The sequence below is a fragment of the Kitasatospora sp. NBC_00240 genome (assembly GCF_026342405.1).
Lineage (GTDB): Bacteria > Actinomycetota > Actinomycetes > Streptomycetales > Streptomycetaceae > Kitasatospora.
Map to the genome: position 1 here is coordinate 7,482,129 of NZ_JAPEMU010000001.1, position 21,752 is coordinate 7,503,880.

Annotated in this window: 16 protein-coding genes; 13 read left to right on the plus strand and 3 right to left on the minus strand. The window is 73.2% G+C overall.

What is annotated here, in order from left to right; translation table 11 throughout:
- Positions 1-76: 76 nt before the first annotated feature.
- A complete protein-coding gene (locus OG689_RS32105) occupies positions 77-1,198 on the minus strand; it encodes a helix-turn-helix transcriptional regulator (protein ID WP_266324347.1) in 1,122 nt (373 codons plus the stop codon).
- Between the two features lie 282 nt (positions 1,199-1,480).
- On the opposite strand from OG689_RS32105, the gene OG689_RS32110 reads away from it, so the two are divergent.
- From OG689_RS32110 to OG689_RS32125, 4 genes are all read left to right on the plus strand, one after another.
- Positions 1,481-2,416 carry a MerR family transcriptional regulator gene (locus OG689_RS32110; protein ID WP_266324348.1) on the plus strand — a complete coding sequence of 312 codons (936 nt, stop codon included), beginning with the start codon at positions 1,481-1,483 and terminating at the stop codon, positions 2,414-2,416.
- A 584-nt stretch (positions 2,417-3,000) separates the two neighbouring features.
- Entirely contained in the window at positions 3,001-4,275 is a 1,275-nt protein-coding gene (locus tag OG689_RS32115) for an extracellular solute-binding protein (protein ID WP_266323786.1), read from the plus strand.
- Positions 4,276-4,701: 426 nt separating this feature from the next.
- Positions 4,702-5,637 carry a carbohydrate ABC transporter permease gene (locus OG689_RS32120; protein WP_266324349.1) on the plus strand — a complete coding sequence of 312 codons (936 nt, stop codon included), beginning with the start codon at positions 4,702-4,704 and terminating at the stop codon, positions 5,635-5,637.
- Entirely contained in the window at positions 5,637-6,614 is a 978-nt protein-coding gene (locus OG689_RS32125) for a carbohydrate ABC transporter permease (protein WP_266324350.1), read from the plus strand. The genes OG689_RS32120 and OG689_RS32125 overlap by 1 nt, the downstream gene beginning before the upstream one ends.
- 173 nt (positions 6,615-6,787) lie before the next feature.
- Here the strand turns inward: OG689_RS32125 and OG689_RS32130 are convergent, their stop codons facing one another.
- A complete protein-coding gene (locus OG689_RS32130; protein WP_266324351.1) occupies positions 6,788-7,735 on the minus strand; it encodes a polysaccharide deacetylase family protein in 948 nt (315 codons plus the stop codon).
- Positions 7,736-8,001: 266 nt separating this feature from the next.
- Between OG689_RS32130 and OG689_RS32135 the strand changes: the two genes are divergently transcribed.
- From OG689_RS32135 to OG689_RS32150, 4 genes are all read left to right on the plus strand, one after another.
- Positions 8,002-9,024 carry a HEAT repeat domain-containing protein gene (locus OG689_RS32135; protein ID WP_266324352.1) on the plus strand — a complete coding sequence of 341 codons (1,023 nt, stop codon included), beginning with the start codon at positions 8,002-8,004 and terminating at the stop codon, positions 9,022-9,024.
- 178 nt (positions 9,025-9,202) lie between these two features.
- Positions 9,203-11,224, plus strand: a complete 2,022-nt coding sequence (locus OG689_RS32140; RefSeq protein ID WP_266324353.1) for an NADPH-dependent 2,4-dienoyl-CoA reductase — start codon at positions 9,203-9,205, stop codon at positions 11,222-11,224.
- A 145-nt stretch (positions 11,225-11,369) separates the two neighbouring features.
- Positions 11,370-11,999: a PadR family transcriptional regulator gene (locus OG689_RS32145; RefSeq protein WP_266324354.1), complete on the plus strand. Its 630-nt coding sequence runs from the start codon at positions 11,370-11,372 to the stop codon at positions 11,997-11,999.
- A 300-nt stretch (positions 12,000-12,299) separates the two neighbouring features.
- Positions 12,300-12,779, plus strand: a complete 480-nt coding sequence (locus OG689_RS32150) for a VOC family protein (RefSeq protein WP_266324355.1) — start codon at positions 12,300-12,302, stop codon at positions 12,777-12,779.
- Positions 12,780-12,791: 12 nt separating this feature from the next.
- On the opposite strand, the gene OG689_RS32155 is transcribed toward OG689_RS32150, so the two are convergent.
- The gene (locus OG689_RS32155; RefSeq protein ID WP_266324356.1) at positions 12,792-13,340 is read right to left on the minus strand and encodes an RNA polymerase sigma factor; all 549 of its coding nucleotides are present in this window, start codon (positions 13,338-13,340) and stop codon (positions 12,792-12,794) included.
- Between the two features lie 187 nt (positions 13,341-13,527).
- Here OG689_RS32155 and OG689_RS32160 point away from each other — a divergent pair, with 187 nt between their 5' ends.
- From OG689_RS32160 to OG689_RS32180, 5 genes are all read left to right on the plus strand, one after another.
- Positions 13,528-13,983, plus strand: coding sequence for a helix-turn-helix transcriptional regulator (locus OG689_RS32160; RefSeq protein ID WP_266324357.1), 456 nt, complete (start codon positions 13,528-13,530; stop codon positions 13,981-13,983).
- A 14-nt stretch (positions 13,984-13,997) separates the two neighbouring features.
- Positions 13,998-14,708: a hypothetical protein gene (locus tag OG689_RS32165; RefSeq protein ID WP_266324358.1), complete on the plus strand. Its 711-nt coding sequence runs from the start codon at positions 13,998-14,000 to the stop codon at positions 14,706-14,708.
- A 153-nt stretch (positions 14,709-14,861) separates the two neighbouring features.
- On the plus strand, positions 14,862-15,356 hold the full coding sequence (locus OG689_RS32170; protein ID WP_266324359.1) for a DUF5990 family protein: 495 nt from the start codon (positions 14,862-14,864) through the stop codon (positions 15,354-15,356).
- A 381-nt stretch (positions 15,357-15,737) separates the two neighbouring features.
- Entirely contained in the window at positions 15,738-18,263 is a 2,526-nt protein-coding gene (locus OG689_RS32175; RefSeq protein WP_266327582.1) for a collagenase, read from the plus strand.
- Between the two features lie 362 nt (positions 18,264-18,625).
- Positions 18,626-21,727 (plus strand): AAA domain-containing protein, encoded by a 3,102-nt coding sequence (locus OG689_RS32180; RefSeq protein ID WP_266324360.1) that lies wholly within the window; start codon positions 18,626-18,628, stop codon positions 21,725-21,727.
- Positions 21,728-21,752 lie beyond the last annotated feature (25 nt).

Consider the following 21,752-nt stretch of genomic DNA (forward strand, 5'->3'; position numbering starts at 1 on the left):
CGACCGGATTTGCGCGGCGAAGGACCGGGCGCGGGCTCCGGGGTCGAGCGGCGCGGCGGCGCCCCGGGCCGGGTGCTCAGTCCTCCACCCAGCCCCGGCGGTGGGCCTGCCAGCCGAGCTGGACCCTGGTCTCGGCGTGGGCGAGCTCCATGACGGCCTTGATCCGCCGCTGAACGGTGCGCAGGCCGAGGCCGAGCTGGTTGGCCACGGCCTGGTCGGTGGAGCCGGCCAGCAGCAGGGCCAGGATCCGGCGGTCGGTGCCGACGGGCTCGCCGGCCGGGGCGTTGCCGACCACGGGCAGGCCGGCCTCCAGGCCGAGCGGCTGGGCCCAGGCCCAGACCTGTTCGAACAGGATGGTCATCAGGTTCACCAGCCCGGGGGCGCGGACCAGCAGGGCGGCCGGCTCCCCGGCCTCCCCGGGCGTGGTCAGCGGGACGAGGGCGAGGGTGCCGTCGGCGATGATCAGCTTGGTCGGGACCTGGTCGACCACTCTGATCCGCTGGTCCCGCCCGAGCGCCTCGAACAGGGCTTCGGCGGTGTGCGGAGCACCGAGGGAGTGCCGTCCGATGACCACGCGGTAGGCCACGCCGCGCTCGACCGCCTCGGTCTCGGCGCCGGTCGCGTCGGCCGGGACGACGTCGTACTGGCCGGTGACCAGGGCCAGCAGTTCGTGCTTGGCGCCGCGCTGGACCTGCTCGACCCGGTGGCCGATCGCGGCCGGGCCGACCACCACCTCGACCAGGTCCCGGTGGGCGTCGTCGGAGGTCGCGGCGCGGTAGGCCTCGGCCAGGGCGGCCGCCGAGAGCTCCGCCTGCCGCAGGGCGTGCCGCCGGCCGGCGAGCAGGGCCTCCAGGGCGACGGCGGGCGGCGCGGCGGAGTACCGGAGGACGGGCTGCCCGGGTGCGGCGTCCTCGGGGCCGGGGCCGGGCAGCGCGGGGGCAGCGGGGCCGGGCGCGGCGGGGGAGGCGCCTTCGGTGGTGGTGCGGTTCGCCCGGGCGCCTTCGGGGGCGGGACGGGTGCTGTCGTCGTGCCGGGCCGCGATCAGCCCTTGGGCGGCCAGCTCGCCGAGCGCGACGGTGGTCTCGTCCGGTGGGGTGCCGGAGCGCCGGGCGAGTTCGCCGGCGCCGGCCGGGCCATGGGTGACGAGGTCGGTGTAGAGCCGTTCGGCCAGGTCGCTCAGCCCCACGACAGCCAGCACCCCTTGTACCTCCCAGGCTCGCGTTCTTGGCCCACGACCGGCGGGATCCCGCGCCGGCAGGGGCCCGCCAGGTACATGATGACTGGCCAGGGGGCGTTTTTACCAGGGTTTGAAGATCGCGTTCCGGACGGCGGGGGTGTCCGGGCGGTCGCCGCCGGCCCGCCCGGCAGGCCGGTGGGGGCCGCTCCGGGGCGCGCGGGCGAGCCGTCCCCGGGCGGTCGCGAAACCCTCCCAAGCCCTAGGCTTGAGTCTCCTGCGGGGGGAGACCCCAGAGTGGCGGACATGGACGACGACACCCTCCGCAGCATCGGCGAGCTGGCCGGGCTGACCGGTCTCACGGTCAAGACCATCCGGTTCTGGTCCGATGCGGGAGTGCTGCCGCCGACCGCCCGCACCCCCGCCGGCTACCGGCTGTACGGCCAGGACGCGCTGGTCCGGCTGGGCCTCGTCCGCACCCTGCGTGACCTCGGGGTCGATCTCGCCGCGATCCAGCGGGTGCTGGCTCAGGAGATCGGCCTCGCCGAGGTCGCGGCGGTGCACGCCGAGGCCCTGGACGCACAGATCCGCACGCTGCAGCTGCGCAGGGCGATCCTGCGCGCGGCGGCCGGGCGAGGGGCCACACCCGAGGAGATGGAACTGATGCACAGGCTCGCCAAGCTCTCCGACCGGGAACGCACCGGTCTGATCAACGACTTCATCGACCAGGTCTTCGAGGGCCTGGACGTCGGCCCGGAGTTCCTGGCCGGGCTGCAGGCGGCCATGCCGCGGTTGCCGGACGACCCCACGGCGGAGCAGGTGGACGCGTGGGTGGAACTGGCCGAACTGGTCCAGGACCCGGAGTTCCGGGCCGGTGTCCGCCGGGCGGCCGCCGACCAGGTCGGCTCCCGCGATCAGGTGGCGGAACCGGACCCGGAGGCGGCCGCCCGGCTGGCCGATCTGCTCCGGGGGCGGACGGCAGCGGCCCGCGCCGCCGGTGTCGGTCCCGCCTCGGCGGCGGCGCGGCCGGTCGTGGACGAGCTCGTCGGCGCCTACGCGCGGCTGTCCGGGCGGGAGGACGGCCCGGAGTTCCGGGCCTGGCTGCTGGAGCGGCTGGAGGTCGCCGCCGACTCGCGGTACGAGCGGTACTGGCACCTGGTGGCGGTGGTCGACGGGCGGCCGCCGGCGCCCGCGCTGGCCCCGGCGGTCGAGTGGCTGGTGGGTGCCTTGCGGGCGGCCTGATGCCGGTCCGGCCGTGGGGCACGGGGCGCCTTCGGCCGGTCCGGATCGCCGCCCGCAGGCCCGGGTGGCGCGGTGCGGCGCCCGCTCAGGGGTTGCCCGTCCTCCGATGTCGGGGGCGGGCAACCCCTTTCCTCTTTTGTTCCTGCACGCAACCATCTACCGTGGCTGTCCGATCTCCGTGGGCGCTGACGCCGGCGGACCCGCCCGGAAGGGGAACTGACGGGGACTTGGTCTGTACCAAGTGCCGATTTCTTTGCTCGGCGGCCACTTTCGAGGCACCCTCTGCACCCCCAGCATCGATTCGGTAAAGAGGTCTAGGCCTCTGTCCGCAGGTGGTGCACTCTGACTCACGCGGCAGACGACGGTGGCCCGCAGCCTTGACCAGGCACTGGCGCCGACCTCGCGGTCCCGCATGCTGCGGCCGCGCGCACGGCCGCACACCGCGCAGTCGAAAAGTTCAGTCGAAAAGCATCCGGGCGTTCACGGGCCGGCAGCGTCACCCTCGGCCCCGATCCTGCCCGTCCCCCACTCTTCGAAGCCCCTCCACAGGTGGCTTCAGGTCAACTCATAAGGCGGTAACTCCCATGAACCGATCTGTACTTCTCCTTTCGGCGGCCTGTGTGACCGGTGCGCTGGTGCTGACGGGTTGTGGCAGCAGTGGTGGTGGTTCGGATGCTTCGTCGGGTGGTACGACGACGATCAAGTTGGTGGCGGCGGACTACGGTGACTCGGCGGCGAACGGGTCGAAGGCGTACTGGGACGGTGTGGTGAAGGGGTTCGAGGCGGCGAACCCGAAGATCAAGGTCGATGTCCAGGTGGTCAACTGGAACGACATCGACAAGCAGGTCAAGACGATGATCCAGTCGGGGAACTACCCGGATGTGCTGCAGACGGGTGGGTACGCGGACAAGGTGGCGGACGATCTGCTGTACAAGGCGGCGGACGTGCTGTCGCCGGCGACGCAGTCGAACTTCATCGAGACGTTCTCCAAGGCGGGTCAGGTGAAGGGGACGCAGTACGGGATCCCGTTCGTGTCCTCGGCGCGGGCGTTCTTCTACAACAAGGCGATTTTCGCGCAGGCGGGGATCACCGAGGCGCCGAAGACGTGGGACGAGGTGAAGAAGGACGCGGAGCTGATCAAGGCGAAGGTTCCGGGTGTGACCCCGTACGCGCTGCCGCTGGGCCCGGAGGAGGCGCAGGGCGAGAGCATGATGTGGGAGCTGGGCAACGGCGGCGGGGTGACGGACGCGTCGGGGAAGTACGCGTTGAACTCGGCGGCGAACGTGGAGACGTTCTCGTGGCTGAAGGCGAACCTGGTGGACCCGGGTCTGACGTACCCGAACCCGGCGACGACGGATCGTAAGACGGCGTTCGCGGACTTCGGTGCGGGGAAGGCGGCGATGCTGAACGGGCACCCGTCGCTGATCCAGAAGTCGAAGGACGGGAAGGTGGACTACGCGGTGGCGCCGATCCCGGGCAAGGCGGGGCCGCTGAAGTCGACGCTGGGTGTGGCGGACTGGGTGATGGCGTTCAAGAAGAACGGTCACCAGGCGCAGGTGAAGGCGTTCCTGGACTTCGCGTACAACAAGGAGAACACCCTCAAGTTCGACGAGCTGTACAACCTGATGCCGGTGACGCAGGACACGCTGAAGGAGATGACGGCGAGCGGGAAGCACGCGGACCTGGAGCCGTTCTTCGCGCTGCTGCCGTCGGCGGCGTTCTACCCGCTGGGTGACACCAGCTGGGACGCGGTGTCCGCGGAGATCAAGAAGAGTGGTGGCACCGCCGTCGCCGGCGACCCGGCCGCCGTCCTCGGCGACCTCCAGAAGAAGGCCGAAGCCGCGGCCGCCGACAAGTAGTGCCCCTCGGGCCGGTGCCGGCCCCACCGCCGGCACCGGCCCGACGCACCGCACCCGCAGCACCGTACCCGCAGCACCGCGCTCGCTCCGCAAGGGCCACCGCACACCCGCACCACCACCGCTCACACACCCGCACCACCACCGCTCACACACCCGCACCACCACCGCTCACACACCCGCACCAGCACCGCTCACGCACCCGCAACGCCGGGCCTGCGAAGAGCCGGCACAGCCGACGAGCGCAGGCAGGGCCCGCGTACGCGACATCCCCGTACGCCCGCCCCGCGCACCCGGCTCCCGCGCACACAGCATCTGTGTACTCCGTGCCCGCGCACCGCGCTCCCCGCGCCCCGCACGCACCGCGCACCACCACCGCACACCGTGCGGCGGCCCACACCGCCGCACACCAAGGGAAGGCCTTACCCCGTGTCGCTCAAGACCGCCGAGCCCGGTGCCGACCGGGCACGCCGGGGCACCCCGGCGGGCAGGCGCTCCGGCCTGGCCAGGCTCGGTCCGCTGCCCTGGATCGCCCCGGCCGTCCTGCTCATCCTGCTCGTGGTGCTCTGGCCCGTCTACGAGATGGTCCACACCTCCTTCCTGCGGATCAGCACCACCGGCTTCGTCCGCGGATCGGCCGGCTTCGACAAGTACTCCAAGCTCTTCGACGAGCCGGACTTCGTCCCGGTGCTCGGCTGGACCTTGGTCTGGACGGTCGTCGTGGTCGTGCTGACGATGGTGCTGTCGCTGGCCCTGGCGCAGTTGTTCAACCAGCAGTTCCCCGGTCGCCGGCTCACCCGCTGGGCGCTGATCGCCCCCTGGGCCGCGTCCGTGCTGATGACCGCCATCGGCTTCAAGTGGATGCTCGACCGCACAGCCGGCGTCCTCAACACCGCCCTCACCGACCTCGGGATCATCGACGGCCCGCAGGACTGGCTCGGCGACCCCGGCTCCGCCAAACCCTGGATGGTCCTGGTCGCGGTGTTCGTGTCACTGCCGTTCACCACCTACACCATCCTCGCCGGCCTGCAGACCGTCCCCGCCGAGGTCTACGAGGCCGCCAAGGTCGACGGCACCGGCCCCTGGCAGACCTACCGCCTGATCACCCTCCCGCTGCTGCGCCCCGCGCTGCTGGTCGGCCTGGTGATCAACCTGATCAACGTCTTCAACTCCTTCCCCGTCATCTGGGGCATGACCCAGGGCGGCCCGAACAGCGGTACCGCGACCAGCACCGTGTTCGCCTTCCAGTTGATGAACACCGACATCGGCGAGTCCGCCGCGATGTCCGTGATCAACTTCGGCCTGGTCGTGGTCATGGTGCTGCTCTTCCTCAAGGTCAGCCGCTGGAACGAGGGAGAGAACTGATGTCTCAGCACGAAACCACCGCCGCCGCGCCCGTCGGCGACCCGGCACCCGCCGGGGCCGCGCCGACCGTGACCGCCGAGGCCGTGCGGCCCGCCGCCACCGCCGGCGGGGCCGGCAGGTCCCGCTCCGGCGAAGCCCGTTCCACCGCCAAGGTCCGCAAGCCGATCCGGCCGCGTACGGTGGTCGTCGCGGCGGTCGCGTGGCTGCTGGCGGCGCTGTTCCTCATCCCCTACCTGGAGATGATCGTCACCGCGCTGCGGCCCGCCGACGAACTGCGCGACGCCACCTACCTGCCCTCGCACTTCGAATGGTCCAACCTGATCAAGGTCTGGACCGACTCCACCCTCGGCGGCAACCTGCGCGTCACCCTGCTCGTCGCCGCCGGCTCCACCCTGCTCGTCCTGCTCGTCGCCCTGCCCGCCGCCTACTACACCGCCCGCATCAAGTACCGCGGCCGCAAACTCTTCCTGCTGCTCGTCCTGGTCACCCAGATGTTCCAGCCCACCTCCCTGCTGGTCGGCCTCTACCGCGAGTTCTACCAGTTCGGGATGCTCAACTCGGTCTGGACCCTGATCATCTGCAACGCCGCCTTCAACCTCGCGTTCGCCATCTGGATCCTCACCGCCTACATCTCCTCCATACCGGTGGAGTTGGAGGAAGCAGCCCAGATCGACGGCCTCGGCCGACTCGGCGCCCTGCGCCGCGTCACCATCCCCCTCGCCATGCCCGGCATCGTCACCGCCCTCATCTTCACCTTCATCTCCGCCTGGAACGAATTCGTGATGGGCCTGCGCCTCACCACCGTCCCCGAGAGCCAGCCCCTCACCGTCGGCATCAACAACTTCATCGGCAACTACACCGTCCAGTGGAACTACCTCTTCGCCGGATCCGTCGTCGCCATCCTCCCCGTCGTCGTCCTGTTCGCCTTCATCGAACGCCAGGTCGTCTCCGGCCTCACCGCCGGATCCGTCAAATAGCACCACGCACAACGGCGAAGGCCCCGCCGCCCCCGATCCGCCACCGCCTGCTGCGCCACCTGCCCCGTGCCCGACAACGAAGTCGGGCGTGGGGAAGGTCCGTTCGGGCCGGCAGCCGGCCGACCGACCCGCACGCCCCGACGCGCTCAGGACGCGCCGGGGCGTGCGGGCGTTCAGGGCACGGCGTCCGAGAGGCGGACGAACCGGCGCCCTTCGTCCAGCAGCCGGGGGACCGCGGTGGCGATGCCCGCGGCTGTGCCGGCGGCCGGGTGGTTCATGTGGGCCAGCACGATCGCCCCCGGCCCGGCCGCGGTGACCGCGGTGTGGACCTGCCCGGCGGTGAAGGTGGCGCCACCGTCGCCGTTGACCGTGAAGCCGGCGAAGCGCTCGCCGAGGTCGGCGACGATCCGGGCCGCCACGTCGTCCAGGTAGGCGGTGCCGGAGCGGAAGAACCGCGGTGGGCGGCCCAGCAGTTCGGTGAGTCCGGCCCGGTTGCCGGTGACCTCGTCGACGACTTCGCCGACGTCGCGGGTGCCGGGGATGTCGTAGGCGGACCGCCCGGAGACCGACAGCGGGCAGTGCCGGGTGCCGTGGTTGGCGATCTCGAACAGGGGGTCCGCCGCCAGCGCGCGGAAGACCGGCAGGTTGGCGTCGATCCAGCGCGAGTTGAGGAAGAGCGTCGCCGGTACCGCCCGGTCCCGGAGGAACCCGATCAGTGCCTCGTCGTAGCCGTTGCCCTGCGGCCCGCCGCAGGCGTCGAAGGTCAGCGCGATCGCCGCGTCGGCGGACGGCAGCCGGCTGAGCACGCCGGGGCCGTCGAACCCCCAACTGGTCGGCTCCGCCTGCCCGTAGCGGCTCACCAGGTCGGCCCGGGTGACCGCCTCGGCGCGGCTCGCGGCCCCGGGCGGCGGGTCGGCCGAGCCCGGGACGGCGTCGGCCGCGGGGTCGCCGGGGGCGGCGGCCGTGGCGGGGGCGGAAGGCGCGGTGGTCGCGGGGGCGGAGCCGGCGGGCCGGACCGGCGCGGCGGCCCCGGCGCCCCCGCCGTCCCCGCCGGACGCCTGGCAGCCCGTCAGGGCGGCTCCGGCCAGGGCGGCCAGCAACTCCCGGCGACTGGGTGGCATGTCGTTCCCTCCCGCGGTCCGGTGACGAGCCCCGGGGCGCTGTCCGGCGGCCGGGCCCGGATCGCCGCCCGTCCTGCGCCCACCGTAGGCAGGGCGGGCGGGGCGCCCCCGGGCGGACACACCCGGCGGGCCGTCCCGGCACACCCGGACGGCCCAGGCCAGGCCAGGCCAGGCCAGGCCAGGTCAGGGCCTGCCGGGCCGGGCGGTGGCCGGTTCGGGCCGACCCGGCCGGCGGACCCGGCGCGGCACTGGGCGAGAATGCGCGGATGGACACGGAGTCGGACTCGGCCCTCATCGAACAGGCCGCCCGCCGGGCCGGCCCCGGGGCGCGCACGGCGCTGCGGGCGCTGCTCTCGGACGTCGCCGAGGACGGCGCATGGGCGGTGCGGCTTGGCCCAGGCCTGCTGGACTCGGCCGATCCGCTGGTCCGGCGGGCCGGTTGCGACCTGCTGGCCGAGGCGGCCGACCGCCACGAGCCGGTCCGGGAGGCGGTCACCGCGGCGGTGCTGGCCCTGGCCGCCGAGGACGAGCCCGACCACCAGGTGCAGCGTGCGGCCGTCCGGGCCCTCGGCGCCGGCCAGGACGCGCGGGCCGTCCCCGTCCTGCTCGCGCTCGCCGCTCACCCGGACCCCGAGGTCCGCCGGGCGGTGGCCGAGGCGCTCCCCCCGGTGTCCACGGACGATCCGGGCCGGGTCCTCCCCGCGTTGATCCGCCTGACCGGGGACGCGGACCCGGAAGTCCGCAACTGGGCCACGTTCGCCCTGGGGTTCCAGGTCGAGGCGGACTCCCCGGAGGTGCGGGCCGCGCTGTGGAACCGCACGGCGGACGAGTACGCCGCGGCCCGCGAGGAGGGCATCCGCGGCCTGGCCCGCCGGCGCGACCCGCGGGCCGTCCCGCTGCTCGCCGAGCTGCTGGACGACGAGGCCGGCGCGCACGTGCTCACCTTCCGGGCGGCGGCGATCCTCGGCGCCGCGGAGCTGTTGCCCCACCTGGAGCACTACGACCCGGCCGACCCCGGGGTCGCCGACGCGCTGGCCGGCTGCGACCCGGCCGTCCGGGCGCGGGACGAGGCGTTCGCCGCGGCGCTGCTGGACACCCTCCACCGGCAGGCCCCCGACTCGGACGCCGCCGTCCATGCGGAGCGCTTCGAGACCGGCCTCACCCTGACCCTCACCGCGGCGGGGGAGATTCTGCACTGGTCGGTGGAGGGCCTGCTCGACCGGTCCGCGGGTGCCCCGGACCGGGCGGCCGCCTCCGTCCTGGCGAGCCTGGCGGGCGGGCGCGCCTGATCGACGCGGGTGCGGGCGGCGGCGGGCGGGCGACCTGAGCCCCCGGCGAGGGCGGCCGTGAGCCCGGCGGACCGGCGGTGGTGCGGGGGAGCGTTGCGTCCGCCACATGTGCAACTTGTTGCATAAGGGCGGGCGGCGTCCTACCGTGTGGCGACACCGTCGTACGAGGAGTGACCGGATGAGCGCCTACCCCCACCTGCTGCGCCCGCTCGACCTGGGATTCACCACGCTGCCCAACCGCGTGCTGATGGGCTCCATGCACGTCGGGCTGGAGGAGGCCGAGCACGGCTTCGAGCGGATGGCCGAGTTCTACGCCACCCGGGTCCGCGGCGGCGTCGGCCTCATCGTCACCGGCGGCATCGCCCCCAACGAGCAGGGCCGGCCCTGGTCGGGCGGCGCCAAGCTCACCACCGAGGCCGAGGCCCAGGAGCACCGCCTGATCACCGACGCCGTCCACCGCGAGGGTGGCCGGATCGCGATGCAGATCCTGCACTTCGGCCGGTACGCCTACCACGAGGACCTGGTCGCGCCCAGCGCCCTGCAGGCCCCGATCAGCCCGTTCCCGCCGCACGCCCTCACCGACGAGGAGGTCGAGCGGACCATCGAGGACTTCGTCCGCTGCGCCGCGCTCGCCCGGTCGGCGGGCTACGACGGCGTGGAGATCATGGGGTCCGAGGGCTATCTGATCAACGAGTTCATCGCCGCCCGGACCAACCACCGCGAGGACCGCTGGGGCGGCTCGTACGAGAACCGGATGCGCCTCCCGGTGGAGATCGTCCGGCGGGTGCGCGAGCGGGTCGGGCCGGACTTCATCCTGATCTACCGGCTCTCCATGCTCGACCTCGTCCCCGGCGGGTCGACGCTGCCCGAGGTGGTCCGGCTCGCCAAGGCCGTCGAGGCGGCCGGCGCCACCATCATCAACACCGGCATCGGCTGGCACGAGGCCCGGATCCCCACCATCGCCACCTCGGTGCCGCGCGGCGCGTACACCTGGGTCACCAGGAAGCTGATGGGCGAGGTCGGCATCCCGCTGGTGACCAGCAACCGCATCAACACACCCGAACTGGCCGAGCAGCTGCTCGCCGACGGCTTCGCCGACCTGGTCTCGCTGGCCCGCCCGCTGCTGGCCGACCCCGAGTTCGTCGCCAAGGCCGCCGCCGGCACACCCGAGGCGGTGAACACCTGCATCGGCTGCAACCAGGCCTGCCTCGACCACACCTTCAGCGGGCGGATCACCTCCTGCCTGGTCAACCCCAGGGCCTGCCACGAGACCGAGATCGTGCTCACCCCGACCCGGCTGCGCAAGCGGGTCGCCGTGGTCGGCGCCGGCCCGGCCGGCCTCGCCTTCGCCGTCTCCGCCGCGCAGCGCGGACACGCCGTCACCCTCTACGACGCCGCACCCGAGATCGGCGGCCAGCTCAACATCGCCCGCCAGGTGCCGGGCAAGGAGGAGTTCGACGAGACGATCCGCTACTACCGCCACCAGCTGGCGGCCCAGCAGGTCGACGTCCGGCTCTCCACCCCCGTCACCGCCGGCACCCTCACCGCCGAGGGGTACGACGAGATCGTGATCGCCACCGGCGTCCGCCCGCGCACCCCCGACATCCCGGGCACCGACCACCCGAGCGTGGTGGGTTACCTGGACGTGCTGCGCGACAAGGCCGAGGTGGGGGAGCGGGTGGCGATCCTCGGCGCGGGCGGCATCGGCTTCGACGTCGCCGAGTACCTCACCGACCCGGGGGCGGGCACCGGCCGGACCTCCGAGGCCTTCTTCGAGCAGTGGGGTGTCGACACCGAGCACCGCGGCCCGGGCGGCCTGCGCGAGCCCGTCCGCCACCAGTCGGCGCGGACCGTCCACCTGCTCCAGCGCAAGACCAGCAAGGTCGGCGCCGGCCTGGGCAAGACCACCGGCTGGATCCACCGCACCGAGCTCAAGCACCGCGGCGTCACCATGGTCGCCGGCGTGAGCTACGACCGGATCGACGACGAGGGCCTGCACATCACCCTGGACGGCGAGCAGCGGATCGTCCCGGTCGACACCGTGGTGCTCTGCACCGGGCAGGAGCCCCGCCGCGACCTCTACGACGCCCTGCGGGCACAGGGGCTGGAACCGCACCTGATCGGCGGCGCGGACGTGGCGGCCGAACTCGACGCCAAGCGCGCCATCGACCAGGGCACCCGCCTGGCGGCGGCGCTCTGACAGGGCGCGCTCCGACGGGTCGTGCCCGGACCGGTCGGTCCCCGAGCCGGTGGGGGCCGACCGGGTGGGGGCCCGGACCGCGGTGGGCCCTGACCGGCCAGGATCCGACCGGCCGCGCCCGGAGCCGCCGGATTAAGCTCCTCCCATGTCGCTGCCGCACGCCATCCTCACCGCCCTGCTGGAGAAGCCGTCCTCCGGGCTGGAGCTGACCCGGCGGTTCGACAAGTCGATCGGCTTCTTCTGGTCCGCCACCCACCAGCAGATCTACCGTGAACTCGGCAAGCTGGAGCAGGCCGGCCTGATCAGCGCCGTTCCCCAGCCGCCCTCGCGCGGGCAGCGCAAGGAGTACGAAGTCCTGCCGGCCGGCCGCACGGAACTCGCAGGCTGGACGGCCGAGAGCCAGGACCCGAAGGCCGTCCGCGACCCGCTGCTGCTTCGGCTGCGGGCCGCGGCGGTGCTCGGCCTGCCCGGCCTGGACGCCGAACTGCGGCGTCATCTCGCCCTGCACCAGCGCCAGTTGAACGACTACCTGGAGATCGAGCAACGGGACTTCCCGCCCGAGAAGGCCGCGGACGAGAACCGACTGCAGCACGTGGTGCTGCGGGCGGGCATCGGGCTCGAAACCTTCTGGATCGCGTGGCTCACCGAGGCCGTCGAGGCGACGGACGCTCCGACCGGCCCGACCGGCCCGACCGGCCCGACCGGCCCGACCGGCCCGACCGGTGCGGTCGGGGACGGCCCGGCGGGCGGCGAGGGTACGACCCGGACCGACTGAGCGGGGGAGTACGAGCGGTCCTGGCAGCTCGTCACCTCGGCCTGCCGCGCTCGCCCTCCGGGCCGGCACCCGCCAAGGGGCTCCGGCCCGGAGCGCGGGAGAAGCGAGAAACGAGATCGCGCCCGGGCCGGGGTGGCGGCCGGTGTGTCCGGCCGCGGACGGGGACACTCGGAGCAGCGGCCCGCCCCCGGGAGGTTCCGCCCACGGGCAGTGCTGTGCGGGGCCACCCGTGCGGGGACCGATCCGTCGAGGGCCGGGCCGGCTGCCGGGACACACTCGCTCACGGACAAGGGAGAGACGATGACCAGCGACGGCTTCACCACATGCCTCTGGTTCGACGGGCAGGCCGAGGAGGCGGCCGCGTTCTACACCTCGGTCTTCCAGAATTCGCGGCTGGGCCGGGTCGGCCGCTACACCGAGGCCGGTCCGGGCCCGGCCGGCAGCGTGATGGCCGTCGAGTTCGAGGCCAACGGCCAGAAGTTCGTCGCCCTCAACGGCGGCCCGGAGTTCCGCTTCAACGAGGCCATCTCGTTCCAGCTCTTCTGCGCGGACCAGCAGGAGCTGGACCACTACTGGGAGAGGCTGACCGAGGGCGGCGCCGAGGTCGCCTGCGGTTGGCTCAGGGACAAGTTCGGGGTGTCCTGGCAGGTGATCCCGGTCGGGCTGATCGAACGGATCAGTGACCCGGACCCGGAGAAGGCGCAGAGGGTGACCGCGGCGATGCTCTCGATGGTCAAGTTCGACTTCGCCGCCCTGGAGAAGGCCTACACGGGGGAGTAGGCACGGGCCGCACTACCCCGGAGCGGGCTCCTCGGAGAGCCGGCGCCGCAGGTTGACCCGGGCCCGGTAGGTGAGCGTCTTGACGGCGCCGACCCGCAGGCCGGTGCGCGAGGCGATCTCCTTGGAGCTCAGGCCGCCCCAGTAACGGAGTGTGACGGCCGTCCGCTGGTGGTCGTTCAGTGCGGCGAGCGCGGCGAAAACCCGGTCGGCCTCCACGATGGCAATCACCAGTTCCTCCACCCGAATACCGGCATCGGTGTCGCCGACCACGTCGAACGCGGACTCGCGCCGGGTCGAGCGCCGTTTGTCGTGGTCGAGCATGAGGTTTCGGGCGATGGTGATTATCCAGGCACCCATGTCGGTGCCGGTGAACTGGTAGTTACCAATTCCCGTCATTGCCCTGACAAAGGTGTCCTGGGTCAGGTCCTCGGCCAGGGCGCGATTCCCCGTCCGCCGGACGAGGAAGGCGAGCACCCGGCCCTGGTAGAGACGGTAGAGCTCGGTCCAGGCAGCGCCGTCCCCGGCCTTCGCGGCGTCGATCAGCGCTGGTGTGACGGTCATGCCGGACCTCCTGGGAGTGGAAGGGCTGTCACGTTAGGAGGATGCGTGCAGGCGTGCAAGCGATTCCCTGGAATTGACCCGTCCGCATTTCCTCGCACTCAATCTGAGCAGGTGTGATGCGCTGTCGGGGGGCTTGCGAGCATGCAAGTGCGCGCCCGTGGACGGGACACGCGATAGCCTGCGCGCCATGCAGTTGACAGGGGACACCTCGGACGCGACGACCCCGGCCCAGCGCTTCGGGGCGGTCGTCCACGAGGCCGCGCAGCGGGCCGGCTACGACCTCACACCCGGGACGGGCGGTCGTCTCGCCCTCGCCAGGGACACCGGAATGAGCGCCTCGGCGGTCGGCCGGATGCTGCGCGGCGAAACGCTGCCGAGACCCTCCCAATTCCAGCGAATTGCCCAGGTGGTCCACCTCGACCTGCGGGAGCTGTTGGTCCGTGGCGGCATTGTTTCCGAGGATTCCGCACATGATCTAGCTCGGGGTGTACGCTCACCCATCACCCCCGAAGAAGCGTTGGACGCATGGGGTATCAGGCATCCCATGATCAGGAAATTCCTCCTCGCCACCATTGCGCAGGCATTCGCCCTGCAGCGGGAAAGCGAGCACGAAAGCCGCGGGGGAGGGTCTGCGCACATGTAGAGGTGAGGCCAGAAATGCGGAGAATCTCGCCGAGGACGACCGACGGGCTACGCGTCGCCGCCGCGGCCGCCGGAATCGCGGCGATCGTCGTCGGCACGTACGACTCCCGCTGGATCCCCGTTCTCGGCTGCCTCGCCGTCATCGCCCTGTCCCTGACCGAGTTCGCGCTGGCCAGGCTGCGCCGCTGGATCGCGGAGACGGAGAGCCGCAGTGAGCGGCAGCTCGCCCAGGTCACCGCCCGGCAGAGCGGTCCGCCCGCCCGGCCGCCCGAGGGCGGAACCGGAGGCGGGGCCGGGAGTCGCCCGCAGTACGGGGCGCCGGGGCGTCGTTCCCGCCCGGCGCGCCATCTCGGCCTGGCCCCCGACGTCACCGTCTTTGACGTCACCGTCCCTGACGCCACCGGCCCGGACGCCACCGCCCGGCCGTCCGCACCCGCCGACCGCGGCGCCGGTGCGGATGCCGGTGCCGACCCGGCCTCGGACGGGCTGCTGCGCCTGCTGGAAGCCGTGCACCAGGAGCTGAACCTCGCCAACGAGGAGGCCGCGCACGCCAGGGCCGAACTCGCCGACCTGACCCGGGAATGGAACGCCCTCGTCCAGGAGTCCGTGTGCAGGCAGCTCGGCTTCTGCGGGCCGCCCGGCTCCGACCGGCCGTCACCCCGGGGCCGGCCCTGGCCGCCCGGCCGCCCGGCGCCGCGGCCTCCGCGCCCGGGGCCCGACCTGTGACGGCACGCCACGGGTAGCTGTCGGGCTGTCGGCTTCGGAGCGCCGGCCGAGCGGCCGGTGGCGGGGGCTGAACGCGCGCCCCGCCGTGGTCGGAGTCGGAGTCGGAGTCGGAGTCGGCGCCGGATTGTCGGCCCCGGCGGGCAGGATGGCCGCATGCTGATCCGGATCGAGGCGACCGACCTGCCGGGGCGGGACTGCCCTGCCGGGGGTGATTTCCCCGGCCGTACCGACGTCCATGTCGCGGTGCAGCGCCGGGGCCGGCCGGCCGAGCTGTTCGGCCTGCGGCCGGGTGACGCCGCGTCGGCCGTCTGGGAGCTGGACTGCTCCGCCACCCGTACCCCGTCCGGCGGGCCGGACCTCAGGGGGCCGTACCTGCAGGGCGGTCCGGGGGCCCGTTTTGTCTATCTCCCCTGGGGGTCGGTCGACGCCGCCGGCGGCTTCGCCATGTTCCGGCGGGCGAAGCTGATGCTGGACGCGGTCGACCCGGCCGTCCTGGAGGCGGCCGAGCGGTCCGGGCTGCTGATCGCCCGGCTGGGCCTCACCGACGCGAAGGGGCATCCGCTCTGCGCCGCCGTCCGGCCGCCGCTGGTCGCCTGGTCGGCCGGGCCCGCCGGCTCGCCCTCCGACGCCGCCGCACCGGGGGCCTGACCCGTCGTCCCCGATAGTCCTGCGCGCCAGGCCGGCCCGGCCCGGCGGCCGCGTCGTCCCAAGTCGTGCTACCGGCAGGATGGTTGAGCGACCTCGGCCGCCGGCGTCCCGGTGCGCCCGCGCCGTCCGCCGGTCGTGGCGGGTGAAGCCGGACGGTGCTACGGGTCGGCAACTTCCTTCCGCAGAAGGCCTTCCACTCACCATGTGACGTATGCAATGGTACATGTCACACTCCCCGCCGTGCCATGGCGGAGCCGCCCCACGGCTCCCCAGCAACGGTCCTCACCTCCTTCACGGCCGCGCCCCCACGCGGTCGACCACTGGCCAGGAGGCCCCCACGTGAGAACCGCCCGGATACCGAAAGACCTCGTCAGGCTGCTGATGGTCGCGCTGACGCTCTGTCTGGCGATCGGCGTCTTCAGCCCCAGGAGCAACGCCGCCGCGCCCCGCCCGGCCGACCGCGCCCTCGGCGGCTCGACGCCCGGCACCGCTACGCCCGCAGGGCAGGCCCCCAGGCCGGCCACCGGTACGGCCGACCAGGACGACAGTCACGCCGGCAGCGCCCTCGCCACCAAGGACCGCGCCCCGCTGCCGCTGGACCGCAGTGCGCTGCGGCGCGACTACGACCGGCCCGCGACGGCCGCCACGTCCGGCGGCCCGGCCGCCCGCAGCCTCGCGGCCGCGGCCTGCAACACCTCGGACTTCACCACCCGCAGCGGCAGCGCGCTGGTCCAGCAGATCAAATCTGCCACCCTGGACTGCGTCAACACGCTGTTCAACCTGACCGGCAACGACGCGTACGCCGCGTTCCGCGAGGCCCAGATGACCACCGTGGCCAACGCGTTGCGCGACGTCTCCGCCGGCTACCCCGGTGACAACAGCACCTCGGCGGGCCAGCTGGTGCTCTTCCTGCGGGCCGGCTACTACGTCCACTGGTACAACGCCTCGACCGTCGGCACCTACGGCAGCACGCTGCAGACCGCGATCCGCGGCGGCCTCGACACCTTCTTCGCCGCCCCGCACTCCCGCGACGTCACCGACGCCAACGGCGCGACCCTCTCCGAGGCGGTCACCCTGATCGACAGCGCCGAGGAGAACGCCCGCTACCTCTCGGTCGTCAAGCGGCTGCTGTCGGGGTACACCCCTGCCTGGAACAGCTCCTGGTACATGCTGAACGCCGTCAACAACACCTACACGGTCCTCTGGCGCGGCCACCAGTCGGACGTCTTCGTGGCAGCCGTCCAGGCCGACCCCAGCGTCACCGACACCCTCTCCGCCTTTGCCACCGCCAACAATGCCCTGCTCGGCGGCGACCAGGGCTACCTGGTCTCCAACGCCGGCCGTGAGCTGGGCCGCTTCCTCCAGTACAGCGCCCTGCAGGCCAAGGTCCGGCCGTTGGTCAAGGGCCTGCTCGGACAGAGCTCGATCACCGGGCGGACCGCCGCACTCTGGGTGGGCCTCGCCGAGATGACCGACTCCTACGACAAGGCCAACTGCGCCTACTACGGCACCTGCGACCTGCCGGCCCGGCTCAAGGCGGCCGTCCTGACGGTCGACTACACCTGCAGCCCGAGTATCCGGATCATCGCCCAGCAGATGGCGGCCGCCGAACTCGCCTCCTCCTGCACCAGCCTGAAGAGCCAGGACGCGTACTTCCACAGCGTGGTCCGCGACAACGGCGCCGTCGCCGGGGACACCAACACCACCATCGAGGTGGTGGTCTTCGACTCCAGCAGCGACTACCAGACCTACGCCGGCACCATCTTCGGCATCAGCACCGACAACGGCGGGATGTACCTGGAGGGCGACCCGGCCGCGGTCGGCAACCAGCCGCGGTTCATCGCCTACGAGGCGGAGTGGGTGCGCCCGGCCTTCCAGATCTGGAACCTCAACCACGAGTACACCCACTACCTCGACGGCCGGTTCGACATGTACGGCGACTTCGACGCCGGCGTGACCACCCCGACCATCTGGTGGGTCGAGGGCTTCGCGGAGTACATCTCCTACTCCTACCGCAACGTCGCCTACGACGCCGCCATCGCCCAGGCCGCCCAGCACACCTACCCGTTGAGCACTCTGTTCGGCACCACCTACGAGAACGCCGACCAGACCCGGATCTACAACTGGGGCTACCTGGCCGTCCGTTACATGCTGCAGTCGCACCGCGCCGACATCGACGCCGTGCTCGCCAAGTACCGCGCCGGCGACTGGGCCGGCGCCCGCAGCTACCTGACCGGCACGATCGGCACCCGCTACGACGCCGACTTCAACAGCTGGCTCACCGCCTGCGCGGCCGGCAGCTGCGGCGGCACCACCAACCCGCCCGCCAACCAGGCGCCGACCGCCGGCTTCACCGCCGTCACCAACGATCTGACCGCCGCCTTCACCGACACCTCCACTGACGCCGACGGCACCATCGCGGCCCGGTCCTGGAACTTCGGTGACGGCACCACCTCCACCGCCGCCAACCCCGCCAAGACCTATCAGTCGGCCGGGAGTTGGACCGTCACCCTGACCGTGACGGACGACAAGGGCGCCACCGCCACCGCCACCAGGACCGTCACCGTGACCACCGTCCCGGAGTGCACGGCCGCCGACACCCGCCAGCTCGGCCAGAACTGCCGCCGCTCCAACCTGGCCGCGACCACCGGCAACTACAGCTACCTGTACCTGTACGTGCCGGCCGGCACCCAGCAGCTGACCATCACCGCCGCCGGCGGCACCGGCAACGCCGACCTCTACTACAACGCCAACGGCTGGGCCACCACCGGCTCCTGGACCGCGAAGTCCACCAGCACCGGCAACACCGAGACCCTCACCGTCAGCAATCCGCCCGCCGGGCCGGTCTACATCAGCCTGTACGCCCAGCAGGGTTTCACCGGCGCCACCGTGAAGACCCTCTACTGACCCGCACCTCCCGCGCGCACCGGACCGCCCCGGCGGGGACGCACCAGCGCCCCGCCGGGGCGGTCCCGTACCCGGCGTCCCGGCGTCCCGTACCCGGCGTCCTGGCGTCCCGCATCCGGCGTCCTGGCGTCCCGCATCCGGGTCCCGGTGTCCCGTACCCGACTCCGTACCCGGCGTCCCGGTGTCCCGCATCCGGCGTCCTGGCGTCCCGCATCCGGGTCCCGGTGTCCCGTACCCGACTCCGTACCCGACTCCCGGTGTCCCGCATCCGGTGCCCGTCCGCCGGGAACAGCGGTGCCGGCCGGCCCCGGGGCTTAACCTTGATCGTGCAGCCGGAAGGCCGGCGACAAGGGGGGCACCACATGGCAGAGCCGGAACGTCCGTATCCGACCGAGGAGTTCCTGCGAGCGTGCCGGGCGGAGATCGCCTCGGCCAGGCGGCACGACGGCTCGCCGCGCGGCACCGACACCGTCCTGCTGCACAGCGGGCGGCAGACCGGCGGCGGCGAACTCCGCGAGTACGTGTTCCGCTGCAAGAACTGGCGCGACACCCTGGACGGCCGCGCCCTGCTGGTCCGGCCCGAGGGCTCCCAGCGGGACTGGTCGCCGGCCGAGGTGACCCGCGGCCCGGACGGCGCCGTCCGGGTGCTGACCGCCGCCGACCTCGGCGCCGACCGGGCCAGGGCCGAACTCCGCGAGGACGACGCCGGCAACTGGGTCGCCCTGGTCAAGCGCCTCGAAGCGGTGGGCGGCCCGGAGAGCCGGCTGGAGACCGCCATCGCCGGCCTGGTGCTCGACCAGGGGGACGCCGCGGTGGGCCAGGTGCCGGACCCGCACCGCTGGGTGGCCGGCTGGCACGGGCTGCAGCTGAACGACCGTCAGCGCCGGGCCGTGGCGCAGGCCCTCGGCAGCCGGGCGCTCTTCCTCTGGGGCCCGCCCGGCACCGGCAAGACCGACGTCGTCTCGTACATCGCCGAGGGCTGCTACCGGCAGGGGCACAGGGTGCTCTTCCTCGCCCCCACCAACGTCGCGGTCGACCAGGCGCTGGAGCGGATCTGCGAACTGCTGGAGCGGGAGAGCGGATTCGACTCCGGCCTGGTGCAGCGCGCCGGCAAGCTCGTCGTGCCCAGCCTCGCCCGGCGCTTCGGCGAGCAGGTCGACGAGGAGCGGATCACCGCCCGGGTGCACGCCGAGATCGACGCCCGGCTCGCCCGCGCCAAACCGGAACTGGACGACGTACGGGCCGCCCTGGCCCGCCACGACGAGAGTCTGCGACTGACCGAGAGCCTGGACGGCGCCCGGACCCGGCAGCGCGAGGCCGCGGTCGAGCGCGACGCAGCCGGCCACCGGCTGCTGGTCGCCGACGCCGCCGCGGCCGCGCTCCGCCTCCAACTCGCCCAGGCGCCATCGGCCCAGGGCTGGGGCGCCGACCGCAAGCAGGCCAGGCTGGACGAGCTGCGCGCGGAGCTCGCCGGGCAGATCGAGGCCACCGAGGCCGCCGCCCGGACCCAGCGGGACGCCGCCGCGCGCGCCGCTCGGGCCGAGGCCGGCATCCCCGCCCTGGAGGCACAGCGGCAGCGCGCCGTCGCGGCCCTGACCGGCACCCCGCCCCGAGCCGGGCTGGAGGCCCGGGCGAAGGAACTGCACCAGCAGATCCAGACGCTGGACGCCGAGCGGCGCCGGCTCCAGGACGCCGTCCGGGCCCGCTGCCGGGTGCTCGGCACCACCGTCGCCCGGGCCGTGCAGTCCCGCCGGCTGATGGACGAGATCGACGTCGTGGTGATCGACGAGGCCGGCATGGTCGACCTCCCGTCCGCCTGGGTCGCGGCCGGCCTGGCCGGCAAGCGGGTGGTGGTGGCCGGGGACTTCCGCCAACTGCCCGCCGTCACCAAGGCGGCCGGCGACGACGCCGACAAGGACCAGCAGCCGCACTCGCGGCAGTGGGCGGCCAGGGACGCCTTCCACGCGGCCGGACTGGTCGGTCCGGACGGCGCCGCCCGCGGCCGCGACCCGCGCCTGGTCGGCCTGGACACCCAGTACCGGATGCACCCGGCGATCTGCGGGCTCGTCAACGCGGTCGCCTACCCGGACGCGCCGCTGCGCACCGGGCGACCGGACGGTAGCCGGCTGCCGGAGTCGCCGCTGCTGCCCGGCCCGCTCGTCCTGCTCGACACCTCCGGCCAGCGGGTGCCCGGCGGCGGCGCGGGGGCCCACCGGACCAACGCGGTGCACGAGGCGGTGATCCACGAGCTGGTCCGCGGCCTGCAGTACGACGGGGTCCTGCCCGCCCGGCTCTCCGCCGCGGTGGAGGGCGTGCCCGGGCCCGGCGCGCAGCTGGCGGTGATCGCGCCGTACAAGGACCAGGTGCGGCGGCTGAGCGAGGGGCTGCGGCACCGCTTCGGGGAGGAGTACGAGGGGCTGGTCGACACCGTGCACCGGTTCCAGGGCAGCCAGCGGCCGCTGGTGGTGATCGACATGGTGGCCGGGGCGGGGGCCAAGCCCGGTTACTTCTACGAGGGGACGGGGCTGTCCTCCACCACCACCCGGCTGCTCAACGTCGCGGCCAGCCGGGCCCAGGACCACCTGGTGGTGGTCGCCGACGTGGCGCACCTGCGCGAGCACCTGGCCCCGCACAGCGAGGCGCTGGTGATGCTGGACCACCTGGAGCGGCACGCCGTCCGGCTCCCGGTGGAGGAGCTGGTGCCCGTCCGGCAGGCGGCCGAGCTGGCCGGCCTGGCCGAGGACGAGCTGGCGCGCCCCGCGTTCTTCCCCGCCGACGAGGTGGGCCGGGCGGTGGCCTGGGACCTCGGCCGGGCCGCCACCAGCATCGACGTCTTCTGCGCCTTCCTCAACCCCAAGGCCGTGGACCACTGGATCGGGCCGCTGGCGGAGCGGGCCGCCGCCGGGGTCACGGTGACCGTCCACACCCGGGACCACCGCGGGGACACCCGGGCGAGCTGGCTGGTCGACCGGCTCGGCCGGAGCGGCATCACGGTGCTGCAGCGGGAGCGGATGCACGAGAAGGTGCTGATCGTCGACGACACCGTGCTGTGGCACGGCTCGCTGAACCTGCTGGCGAAGATCGGGCCGACCGACCTGATGATGCGGCTGACGGACCCGGAGTCCTGCCGGCGGGTGCGGCGGATCATGGCGCAGGCCAGGCCGGCGGACGAGAACCGCTGGGAGCGCCCCGGCGGCGCGGACCCGCGGGCCCGCACCGCCGCGCCGCCGGCTCCCGAGGTGGCAGCGGCAACGGCGCGGGCGGTGGCCGGCCCGGTGGCCGGGGCTCCGGCCGGGACCGCACCCGGCGACGTGGTCGACGGGCGGCTCTACCTCAAGGTGCCGTACCAGGAGAAGGACGAGGCCAGGCGCCTGGTCAAGGCCCGCTGGGACGGCAAGCTGAAGCTCTGGTGGGTGGACGCCGCGGGCACGGACCGGGCGGCGGTGCGGCGCTGGCTGCCGTAGCGCCGTCCGGTGGCAGACTCCGGCC